Raw genomic sequence first — 10,819 nt, 5'->3', positions numbered from 1 at the left:
ATCATCGACATCTTGCCGGTGGACCGGGTGTAGCCGTCAGCGATCATCCCGCCCGAGGTTTCATGTGCGCAGTCCCAGAACTTGATCCCGGCAGCCGGGAACAGGTCGGAAATCGGCATCATCGCGGACCCGATGATGCCGAAAGCGTTGTCGATGCCGTGCATCTGCAAGACCTTAACGAAGGCCTCTTCGGTGGTCATTTTCATGTGCGTCTCCAGTTCAGAATTCGGTTCTTCAGGTGTCAGAGGATTTCGTCATTCAAATAGTACCAGTGGTACATGAAGCGCTGACCGAGGCGGCGGAACGGGGTCAAGATGCCGTGGCCTGGAAGGGCCGACTGGAAGATCGGCAGATCGACCGGAATACCTTTGCCCGAGACCAGCTCGGCCAGGCGTTTGCCGGCCTGGGCCGAATACATCACGCCGTTGCCGCCATAGCCCATCGCGTAATAGACCGTGCGGTCGCGGTCGGGCTGGAAGACGCGTGGCATCATGTCATGGCTGACATCGACCCATCCCCACCAGGAATAGTCCAGATCAACATCCGTCAGGGCCGGAAACTTGCGGTGCAGCCCCTTGCGCAGAAGCGCCAGATGTTTGGGGTTCTCCGCATCCCGTCCAGTGACGGCGCTACGGCTGCCGATCTGCATCCGCCCATCCGGCAGCAGGCGGTAATAGTGGCGCAGGGTCCGCGTATCGGTCAGCGGCGAATGCGTTCTGATCCCGCATTCGGCAAGCTCATCGTCCGTCAGCGGACGGGTGACGATGGAGTTCGACAGAATGGGCATCAGCCGGTGCTTGGTGCGCTTGTGAAGGCCCGGCGGCGTATAGCCCGCCGTCGCCAGCGCGACCGCGCGGGCGCGCACTGTACCGCCCGGCGTCGTCAGGTGGTGCACGCCGTTCTTCACCGTCCAGCCCATGACCGGGCTGGCCGTATGAATCCTGGCGCCCAGCTTGCGCGCCAGCCGGACATAGCTGAAGGCAAGTTTCCCCGCATGGATACAGGTTCCGTCCGGTTCCCACATCGCGCCATGTGCTTCCTGATCCCTGACATGCTCTTCATGCAGTTCCTCACGGCTGAGGATGCGCGAGCCATAGCCGAAGGTTTCATTCAGCAGCTGGCTTTCCTTTTCCAGCTTCGGCATCACCTTGGCACGGTGGGCGATGTAGTAATGCCCGCCGGGCTGCGGATCGCAATCGATATCGTCCGAGCCGATCAGATCGTTGAAAAGCTCGAACGCCTCGCAGACCTCGGCATGCATCCGCTTGGCGGTGTCGATGCCCCAGCGCTCGATCCACTGCGACCGCTTCAGTCGACCGGATGAGATCTGCGCCTGCCCGCCATTGCGGGTCGAACAGCCCCAGGCGACGGTATTGGCCTCAAGCACGGTTGCCTTGATGCCATGTTCCTTCGCCAGATGGATCGCGGTCGACAGACCAGTATAGCCCGAACCGATGACGACGACATCGACATCCATATCGCGCGACACCGGGCCGTCATCTTCGGGCGGCGTGCCTGCGGTGCCGATCCAGTAGGTCGGCGCATGGTCGCGGTTGTGGCCGGGACCCGCATCGATGATCGGATCGTATTTCGGATCGTAGGTGGCTTTGGGCCAGTGACGCGGCCGCAGATCTTGAGCCATGGCAGTGTTCCTGTGTGAAGGGCGGCGGGGCGGGTCAGGCTTTGAAAGCGGGGCGCGACTTGCGCAGGGCCTGTTTCACGACGATCTTGCCGTCGCGAAGCGTGAAAAGATCAGCGCCCTCGGCCTCGATCCGCATGCCGTTGGCATCAGTGCCCGAAAAGGTCCATTCCGACACGGCGCGGTCGCCGCATACGAAGTGGCCATGATGCGCCCAATGGGCGTCCTTCATGCCCGCCCAGACCGCCGAAAAGGCCTTGGCGATGGCCTCGGCGCCCTCAACCTTGTTGCCATAGGCGCGATCGCCGCCGACCGTGTAGAACACGCAATCATCGGCGAAATGGGTCATGACGGCATCGACATCGTGACGGTTGAAGGCGTCGAACGTGTCGGCGAGGTCCTGGGCGGTGAGCGTCTTGGTCATTGGATTATTCTCCGGTTATTCAGGGTTACTTTTTGATCTGCCCGTCTTCCCGGTAGGGAACGACAAGCGTCGGGATATCGGCGCGGCGCAGGACGCGTGTGGCGACCGTGCCAAGGAAGGTGTGGGTAAAGCCGTGGTCATGCGCACCCAGCACGATCAGGTCGCAGTTCAGGTCTTTCGCGCGGCGCAGGATCGCCTCGGCCGGATAGCCGTCCACCACTTCGATAGAGGTCACCTGCTTGCGGATATGGGTGCCTTCGGCATCCAGCATGTCCCAGAAGCGCTGCTGGCGTTCTGCCAGAAGTTGCTTGACCATGTCATGACGCCTTTGCATCGCCTTTTCCCGGGTCTCGGCATTCAGGACGAACATCTCAAGCGTCACCTTGGCGTCTTCCGACAAAGGCTCGTTGACATGGAGGACATGGATCTCTGCCCCCGTCACCTCGGCCAGACCCGCCGCATGGCGCAGCGCATAGGTCGAGTTCTGCGACAGATCGGTTGCGAAGAGGATGTTCTTGATGGTTGGTTTCATGGATCGGTTCCTTTCCATCAATACCCCATCACGCGCGGCAACCAGAGCGAGAGTTCGGGGACAAACGCGATGATGAAGATCGCGATCGTGTTGATTACCGCGAAGGGCAGCGCCCGGAGCGAGATCGTCTCGATCGAGATGTTGGAGATGCCCGAGGCGATGAACAGGTTTTCACCCAGTGGCGGGGTCTGAAAGCCGATCCCCAGGGTGCAGATCATCACGACGCCAAAATGGATCGGGTCGATGCCCATCGAATAGGCGACCGGCAGCATCACCGGGGCAAGGATCAGGATCGCCGCCAGCGTTTCCATGAACATGCCGACGAACAACAGAAAGAAGATGATCAACGCCCAGATCAGGTAGAGGTTGTCGGTCAGTGACAGCATCCCGTTGGCGATCATCGCCGGGATCTGGTTTTCGACCAGCAGCCGACCAAAGACCGTGGCGGTAAAGAGGATCAACAGAACGCGGCCGGTCAGCCAGGTCGTGGTTTCCAGCGACCGGTTGATCGAGTCGAAGGTCAGTTCGCGGTAGATGAATGTGCCGACGAAGAGCGTGTAGAAGATCGCGACGATGGCCGCCTCGGTCGGGGTGAACCAGCCCGTGTAGATCCCGCCAAGGATCACGACCGGCGCCATCAGCGACCAGAAGCCGCGATAAAGCTCACACAGGATGTTGCGGGGCGACCAGCCTTCGGTCATGCCGGTATAACCATGCTTGCGGCTGAGAATGTAGTTCATGATCAGAAGGCTGCCGGCGATGACGAATGCCGGAATGAAGCCCGCGATAAACAGAACCGGAATCGAGACCGACTGGAAGGTGCCGAACTTCTCAACCGCGTCCGGCGGCGGCACCAGGCCAAGCGCCGAGATGCCGAAGATGACAAGCGGGATCGAGGGCGGAATGACGATGCCAAGCCCACCGGCCGAGGCCGTGACAGCCGAGGCATAGCCACGCTCATATCCGCGGGTGATCATCGCGGGGATCATCAGCATGCCCACGGCCGCGGTCGTGGCCGGGCCCGAACCGGAAATAGCGCCGAAGAAAAGGCAGCCAACGACCGTCGCGGCCCCCATGCCGCCGGTGAACGGACCGGCGAGGCTTTCTGCGATATTGATCAGCCGTTTGGAAATACCTGCCGCCTCCATCAGCGCGCCCGCAAGAATGAAGGCGGGCAGTGCCATCAGCGGGAAAGAGCCCACCGAAGTGAAGGCGATCTGCACGAACTTGATCGGGTTCTCGTCCAGATAAAGGAACGAGATCAGCGAGGCGACGCCCAGCGCGACGGTGATCGGCGCACCGATCAGCAGCAGCAGCAGGAAAGAGCCGAACAGGATGGTGACGATTTCGTTTTCCATGGTGGATGCCCCCCTTACTGCATGTTGGCGTGCTGTTGTGACTTGAGTTCGTCGAGGTCGATCTTGTCGGGATCGGCGACCTCCTCACCCTTGACGAGACGGCGCCAGTTCACCTGCAAAACCCGGATCGTCATCAGGGTAAAGGCGATGGGCAGGGCGATGTAGACCCAGCTCAGATGGATGCCAAGCGTTTGAGAAGACTGGAATTTATTCATCTTGAAGAAGATGAAGTCGATCGTCAGGTAGATGAAGTAGACATTGAAGAACAGCCAGAAGAGATCGGCGAAACCTTCGATGTACTTGGTCCAGGAGGCGGGGAAGATCTTGAACTGGAAAGTCACGCGGTTATGCGCGCTCATCTTCGCGGCATAGCTCGCGCCGAAGAAGACGAACCAGATGAACATGTAGACCGAAAGTTCCTCGATCCATGAGAACGAATAATCGAAGAATTGTCGCGACAGGATCTGCGTAAACAGAAGCACGACAAACGCCACCAGAAGAACCCGGCAGATATAGCTCTCGATATTGTTGACGACATGCCAGAACTTCTTCATTGCGCCCTCCTCCCCAGGGGTGGCGCGCGCCGCCGGGGCGCGCGCCGTTTGGTCACTGGATCACTGCTGAACCGGCTCGCGGCCGAGCGTTTCGAGAACGGCGTTGAGCTTTTCCACGCCGCCGATCGAGTCGTAGAACTTCGGCCAGACGGCTTCGGTCGCCAGCTTGATGAACTCTTCCTCGCCGTTTTCCGGGTCAGAGATTTCCATACCCTTGGCGATCAGGTCGTCCCTGATTGCGGCTTCCGATTCGCGCAGGAACTGGGCGCTGGCTTTGGTCGCTTCCATGCCGGCGTCGAGGATCATCTGCTGGTCTTCGGCCGACAGATCCTGGAACAGCGATTCCGAGATGATCAGCGGTTCGATCGAGAAGATGTAGCGGATATTGGTGATGTATTTCTGGACTTCGTAGAACTTCATCGCGCTCACGGTCAGATACGGGTTGTCCTGCCCGTCGACGACCTGCTGCTGAAGTGCGGTGAAGGTTTCCGACCAGGCCATCGGCGTCGGGTTGATGCCCCAGGCCTTGTAGGTGTCGATCATGATCTCGTTCTTCGGGACACGCACGACGAGGCCCTGAAGATCGGCAACCGAGGTCACCGGCTTTTTCGAGTTGGTCAGCACACGGAACCCGGTGTAGGTCCAGGCGACGATGCGCACGCCAGCGTCGCGGATCGTGTTTTCGGTCAGTTCAGCCCCGATCGGGCCCTGGGTCAGCGCCTCGGCATCCTCAAGGCTGAGAATGACATATGGCAGCGAAAAGACGCCAACGGTCGGCGAATAGGGCGTGATGTTGTTGATCGCCAGCAGCGACATGTCGAGCGTGCCCATCGCGGCATCGTTGACGGTCACTTCTTCCGAACCAAGCTGGCCGTTGAGGAAAAGCGTCGCGGTGTGCTCACCACCCGATTTTTCTTCCAGCGCCGCGACAAAGGCCTTGCCGGTCGCTTCCTGGGCACTGCCCGCGCTGTCGCCAACGGCGATCTTGAAATTCTTCGCCTCAGCGGCGCCCGCGCCGATCATCAGGGCAGCGGCGGCCACGGCGGCTGCGGGCTTCAGATGGGATAGAAATGTCATGAAATCCTCCAGATTGAACTTCGCGCATAGCGCGAACAGCCCGCCGGGTCAGAGATCCTCCGCGCCCCTGCAAGGCTGGCGCTACCTATCGAGAGGGCTGACCCGACGTTAGGGCCAGTTTCACATTTGACTTAGACCAGACCACGACCGACACTGGAGTGATGAAACAGGCGCGCATCCCTCCGGATATTTTCTTTCTCGACCGGCAGTCGAAGCGGTCTCTGCAAAGTCAGATCCGCGAAACCGTGATCGCGGCGATCCTGTCCCTTCAGGCCCCGCCGGGAACGATTCTGCCCTCATCGCGGCGGCTGGCCGATCACCTTGGCGTTGCGCGCATGACGGTGACCCTGGCCTTTCAGGAACTCATCGCTCAGGGCTATGTCGAAGGGCAAAGCCGCGCGGGTTACAGGGTCGCCGATTCCGACACAGCCCACAGAATTGCCGCCGATGACGGTGAAGCCCCCCGCGACAACAGCCGGTTCTGGGACCGTTTTCTGCCCGACTCGCTGGCAACGCGACGGCGTATTCAGAAACCGTTGGACTGGCGCAGCCTGCCCTATTCCTTTGTCTACGGGCAGATGGATACAACGCTGTTCAACCACACCGCCTGGCGCAACTGCGCCCGTCAGGCGCTTGGCACGCGGGACTTCGATGCCATGGCAGGCGACCTGGTGGCAGCCGATGATCCCCTGCTTGTCAACTATATCCGCGCCCGCACCCTGCCCCGGCGCGGCATCACGGCCGATCCCGACCAGATCCTTGTGACCGTCGGGGCGCAGAACGCGCTATGGCTGATCATCGCACTTCTGACCCGGCGGCAGATCAATGCCGTCTGCGAAAACCCCGGCTACCCCGACACCGTCGCGGCCCTGCGCTGGCACGGGGCCGATGTCACACCCGTCGATATCGACGCTGACGGCCTGCCGCCCGACCGGATACCGCCCGGGACCGATGCGGTTTTCGTGACGCCCAGCCACCATGCGCCGACCTCGACAACAATGCCCAAGGCGCGGCGACTGCAATTGCTGGCCGATGCCGAGGCGCAGGATTTCATCGTGGTGGAAGATGACTACGAATTTGAGATGAGCTATCTCGAACCGCCCAGCCCGGCCCTGAAATCCTTCGACCGCAATGACCGGGTGATCTATGTCGGCAGCTTTTCAAAATCGCTGTTTCCCGGATTGCGGCTGGGCTATCTGGTCGCCCCGCCCCGGATCATCGCCGAGGCGCGTGAATTGCGGTCGCTGATGCTGCGTCATCCGGCCGGGCATCAGCAGCGAACGGCGGCCTATTTCATGGCGCAGGGCCATTTCGACATTCAGATCCGCAATATGCGCCGCCAGTTCGCGCGGCGGCGCGAAGCGATGCAGACCGCGCTTGAAGATACCGGATTCCATGTTGCGGGGGCCGCGTCGTTCGGCGGATCAAGCCTGTGGGTCAGGGGGCCGGACGGGCTGGATTCGACGCGACTGGCGCAAAGCCTGCTGGAGGACGGGGTGCTGATCGAACCCGGCGCCCCGTTCTTTGACGGAGACCGCCACCCGACCGAGTATTTTCGTCTGGGTTTTTCCTCGATCCCGGTCGACCGGATCAAAACCGGCATCTCACTGATCGCAACGCATGCGCGGCGACTTTGCATCTGACGGGTCCATGCCCGCGCCGTCCGACGGCGGGGTCAGGATCAATCGCGGCGTTCGGTAACGGCCCGGTCTTTGGCCGAACCGGACCGCCGCAAACTCAGTACAGCGCGGCGTTGAGTGTGATATTGACCACCGCGTCGGGGTCGAACACCGCACTGCCCCGGGCCAGCAGCCAACCATCCTCACGCTCCAGCCGCGCAATGATCCGCCGGGGCGCCGAGGCATCGGAACCAGCAGGCAGCGGAAACGAGAAATCCATCGCCTGCGATTTTCCGTTGCTCTCCAATCGTGCCTGCTCGGTCTGGTGCAGTCCTGCATCGGTGGAGGAAACCATCTCAACATAGATCGCGATATGCCCTGCGGGAATTGCCGCGCCGCCTTCAAACCGGACCCTGCCCTGCATATCGGCCGAGCGGGCGGCAACCGATCCCGCGATGACCACCGCCGCTGCCGCGCCAAGTGCGATCAATTTGTGCCCGCGATGGGTTGGTCGCTTCATTGCAGCCTCCTGTTCGCCATCATTCGACCCGGGGCGAACCACGTGATGTGATACGCCCCGGATCCGCCGCGTTACACGATCACAAAGTCATCCGCGGACAATGCCAGATTCCCCCCCAGCTGCGCAAAAGCGATGGCAGCGCCATCCCCTGACCCGTCCGCGTCGTAGGATAGCATCCCGTTGCTGGAATTGTAGATGATCCGGTCATCGGCATCGTGGCTGACGCCCGATGCGCTCATGTGGAACGCATGAAGGTCGAGTACCCCGGTCGCGCCCAGTTGATCGAAGATCAGAAGGTCCAGAAGGATCAGATCATCGCCGACATGGAAATCCGCGATCCGGTCGACATTGTCGTCGCCAAGCGCCGTCGAAAAGCGGAAGGAATCTTCGCCGAGCCCGCCAATCAACGTGTCGTTCCCAAGGCCCCCATCCAGAAGGTCGCTGCCAGCGCCGCCGATCAGCCTGTCATCGCCCGCGACACCCGGCTGTGCCGGGGCGGGTGGCATTTCGACCGAGACGTTCAGCTCATAGGTCGATCCCGCTGGCACTTCTTCCGCCCAGCCATTGCCTGGTGCCGTCGGTGACCAGCTGCCTTCTAGGATGTAATAGGTCCCAGTCTGCTGCACCACGAAGACGGTGCTGGAATCCCGGCCCGATGCCGATCCCGGATCGCCGCCGCCATCGTCGTTTTCGGCGACGATATTGCCATTGCTATCCAGAAGCCTGACCCAGCTGTCATGCACGTTCGGATCGGCGATGCCGTCGATGTCGATGGTGATGACCGCCCCCGCGACCAGATCGATGCTGTAATACCCGCCCAGACCGTTCCCGGTCGCGTTGACGGTGGTGTGCGGGGTGGTGGTGGCATCGAAGATGTCCGGATCATCGGCGAGAGTGAAGTTGTCCGAGATGTCAAATGCGGTCGCAATCGAATTGTTCGTGGCACTCCCGTCGAGCGTGGCATAGCCGCTGCCCATGCCAAGGCTTGGCGGGATATCGCCCTGATAGGCAAAGTCGCCAAGCAGGGTGTCATCGCCCGCGCCACCGCGCAGTGTATCGTCGCCGCCCTGACCGGTCAGCACATTGGCGCCGCGGTCGCCGCGCAACACATCGTCATGGCCCGAACCGGCGAGGTTCTCGATCGAGATATAGGTGTCGCCGCCAGATCCTTTGCCGTTGAGGTTAAGCCGCACGCCGCTGGTCGCGTCCGAATAATCCGCCGTGTCGCTGCCGCGACCGCCATTCAGCGTATCATTGCCTGCCCCGCCGGTCAGCGTATCGTCACCCGAACCACCCGCCAGATTGTTGGCCACGTCATTGCCTATGAGGTGGTCGTCATGGAGTGAGCCGACCACATTCTCGACATCGACGATGATGTCGTGCCGGATCGCCGTGCCGCGCCCGACGATCTGCACCGGCCCGTCGGCATCGCCGCCATTGGCCGTGCCATTGGCAAGATCGACCGTTACGCCCGTGGAACTGCCGGAATAGTCGACCGTATCGATGCCCTCGCCGCCATCCAGATAGTCCTGACCGCTGCCGCCGATCAGCGTATCGTTGCCCTCTTCGCCATAAAGGATATCGCCGTCCCGGCCGCCATCCAGAATATCATCGCCCGCACCGCCGTTGAAATAGTCACCGCCGCCCTGGCCCCAGAAATGGTTGGCCGCCGCCGTGCCGATGAACCGGTCGATGCGGTCGTCAGAGCCGATCAGGTTCTCGATACTGTAGAATGTATCGCCCGATGCCGTGCCGCCGCTGGCAAAGTTTGCCTCAAGGTTGACGATCAGCTGGAACGGGCTTTCGTGGCTGTAATCGACCGTGTCGACACCCTCGCCGCCCCGGAAGACGTCGACACCGTCCTGACCCATCAGCACGTCGTCGCCCGCGCCGCCATCAAGCGTATCGTCGCCCGCGCCGCCCATGATCGTGTCATTGCCGCGCCCGCCATAGAGCGCATCATTGCCGTCGTCACTTTCGGTCTGGTCGTCGAGATCCGCGACATTGATCGTGTTGTTGATGTCGCGGCTGGCAAGCGAGTCGCGGCCGCCGATGATCAGGTCGTCACCGTCGAGGCCGAAGATCGTCTGACCGCCTGCGCCGCCGTCGATGGTCTCGCTCGTGCCGTCACCAAGGACGATGTTGGCGGGCGGGCTGACCGAACCGCCCGGTGCCGTGCCACCGCCGCCTGCGGGCGGAACCGGTGTGCCGCCGACATAGATGACGTTTTCGACATTGGCGACAGTGCCGATATCCAGTCCGTCGGCGACCACATAGATCGTGTCATTGCCGCCGCCCGCATCCTCGCGCACCACATCGTCAATGGAGTCGACGAAATAGACGTCATCGCCCGCGCCGCCCGCCATGCTGTCCGCCCCGGCCCGGCCGTCAATCACGTTGTTCCCGTCATTGCCGATGATGACATCGTTGTAGGCGCTGCCGATCCCGTTCTCGACATAATATTCGGTCTGGTCGGCATTGTGCCCGGCAAAGATCGAGACGTTGTTCTCATGCCCGTTCACGCTGGAAAACTGACCTGCGCGCAGGTCAAGGATCGTGCCAGCGGTGGAACCGGAAAAGTCGATCGTGTCATTGCCGCCAGTATCGTGAATCACAAAGCCAAGATTGTGCAGCATACCCGTCGCGGCCAGTTGATAGCCGTATTGCGCGCTGTTGAACCCATAGACATTGTCGCCGGTATTCAGCTGGATATCCTGATAGGTCCGCACCCCATTCGTGTCGACGGTCGAGAAGAAGCGGCGGATAACCGCTTCGATATCCGCCATCAGCGGCGTCGATGGTGTCCAGCGGGTGGTGGCACCCGTATCGATGCCGTCGAAGTAGGACATGACGCTGTATTGCTGGCGGTCATAGATCCAGGTCGCGTTGTTCAGATAGTTGATCTGCACACCGCCGGGGCCGCTGTAATTGTAGAGCCCGGGATGGTTCAGACCGAATTCGTGGCCGAATTCGTGGATGAAGGAATCGAAGACATAGCCGCCGATATCGGTCTTGTTCGGTTCGGTGTCATGGAAGCGCTGGCCAATGCTGACATAGCGGTCCGAGGAAAAGGCGCTGCCGTCACTCGGCTCACCC

General features: G+C 61.3%; 10 protein-coding genes. 1 reads left to right on the top strand and 9 read right to left on the bottom strand.

The window, feature by feature from the left end:
• The 7 genes from WBB85_RS16815 to WBB85_RS16785 all read right to left on the bottom strand — a co-directional run.
• On the bottom strand, positions 1-206 hold a 206-nt coding region (locus WBB85_RS16815; RefSeq protein ID WP_432639749.1), incomplete at its 3' end, for a thiamine pyrophosphate-binding protein.
• 35 nt (positions 207-241) lie between these two features.
• Positions 242-1,642 (bottom strand): NAD(P)/FAD-dependent oxidoreductase, encoded by a 1,401-nt coding sequence (locus WBB85_RS16810; RefSeq protein ID WP_432639748.1) that lies wholly within the window; start codon positions 1,640-1,642, stop codon positions 242-244.
• A 34-nt stretch (positions 1,643-1,676) separates the two neighbouring features.
• Positions 1,677-2,063, bottom strand: a complete 387-nt coding sequence (locus tag WBB85_RS16805) for a nuclear transport factor 2 family protein (protein ID WP_432639747.1) — start codon at positions 2,061-2,063, stop codon at positions 1,677-1,679.
• Between the two features lie 25 nt (positions 2,064-2,088).
• Positions 2,089-2,595 (bottom strand): universal stress protein, encoded by a 507-nt coding sequence (locus WBB85_RS16800; protein WP_432639746.1) that lies wholly within the window; start codon positions 2,593-2,595, stop codon positions 2,089-2,091.
• 17 nt (positions 2,596-2,612) lie between these two features.
• On the bottom strand, positions 2,613-3,953 hold the full coding sequence (locus WBB85_RS16795) for a TRAP transporter large permease (RefSeq protein ID WP_432639745.1): 1,341 nt from the start codon (positions 3,951-3,953) through the stop codon (positions 2,613-2,615).
• A 14-nt stretch (positions 3,954-3,967) separates the two neighbouring features.
• Complete coding sequence (locus tag WBB85_RS16790) at positions 3,968-4,507, bottom strand: TRAP transporter small permease (protein ID WP_432639744.1); 540 nt, start codon at positions 4,505-4,507, stop codon at positions 3,968-3,970.
• Between the two features lie 60 nt (positions 4,508-4,567).
• Positions 4,568-5,530: a TRAP transporter substrate-binding protein gene (locus tag WBB85_RS16785; protein ID WP_432639750.1), complete on the bottom strand. Its 963-nt coding sequence runs from the start codon at positions 5,528-5,530 to the stop codon at positions 4,568-4,570.
• A gap of 215 nt (positions 5,531-5,745) precedes the next feature.
• Between WBB85_RS16785 and WBB85_RS16780 the strand changes: the two genes are divergently transcribed.
• Positions 5,746-7,227 (top strand): PLP-dependent aminotransferase family protein, encoded by a 1,482-nt coding sequence (locus tag WBB85_RS16780; protein WP_432639743.1) that lies wholly within the window; start codon positions 5,746-5,748, stop codon positions 7,225-7,227.
• A 94-nt stretch (positions 7,228-7,321) separates the two neighbouring features.
• On the opposite strand, the gene WBB85_RS16775 is transcribed toward WBB85_RS16780, so the two are convergent.
• Positions 7,322-7,723 carry a hypothetical protein gene (locus tag WBB85_RS16775; protein ID WP_432639742.1) on the bottom strand — a complete coding sequence of 134 codons (402 nt, stop codon included), beginning with the start codon at positions 7,721-7,723 and terminating at the stop codon, positions 7,322-7,324.
• A 71-nt stretch (positions 7,724-7,794) separates the two neighbouring features.
• A partial coding sequence (locus tag WBB85_RS16770; protein ID WP_432639741.1) for a M10 family metallopeptidase C-terminal domain-containing protein occupies positions 7,795-10,819 on the bottom strand: 3,025 nt, incomplete at its 5' end.

The sequence above is a fragment of the Albidovulum sp. genome (genome assembly GCF_049646345.1).
Classification (GTDB): Bacteria; Pseudomonadota; Alphaproteobacteria; order Rhodobacterales; family Rhodobacteraceae; genus Albidovulum.
The sequence above is the reverse complement of the archived record's forward strand: the minus strand, read 5'-3'. Positions and strand labels throughout refer to the sequence as shown.

Excerpts from the sequence above, each read along its gene's own strand:
- WBB85_RS16810 (WP_432639748.1), bottom strand. The coding sequence starts at position 1,642 with ATGGCTCAAGATCTGCGGCCGCGTCACTGGCCCAAAGCCACCTACGAT.
- WBB85_RS16805 (WP_432639747.1), bottom strand. The coding sequence starts at position 2,063 with ATGACCAAGACGCTCACCGCCCAGGACCTCGCCGACACGTTCGACGCC.
- WBB85_RS16800 (WP_432639746.1), bottom strand. The coding sequence starts at position 2,595 with ATGAAACCAACCATCAAGAACATCCTCTTCGCAACCGATCTGTCGCAG.
- WBB85_RS16795 (WP_432639745.1), bottom strand. The coding sequence starts at position 3,953 with ATGGAAAACGAAATCGTCACCATCCTGTTCGGCTCTTTCCTGCTGCTG.
- WBB85_RS16790 (WP_432639744.1), bottom strand. The coding sequence starts at position 4,507 with ATGAAGAAGTTCTGGCATGTCGTCAACAATATCGAGAGCTATATCTGC.
- WBB85_RS16785 (WP_432639750.1), bottom strand. The coding sequence starts at position 5,530 with ATGATCGGCGCGGGCGCCGCTGAGGCGAAGAATTTCAAGATCGCCGTT.
- WBB85_RS16780 (WP_432639743.1), top strand. The coding sequence starts at position 5,746 with ATGAAACAGGCGCGCATCCCTCCGGATATTTTCTTTCTCGACCGGCAG.
- WBB85_RS16775 (WP_432639742.1), bottom strand. The coding sequence starts at position 7,723 with ATGAAGCGACCAACCCATCGCGGGCACAAATTGATCGCACTTGGCGCG.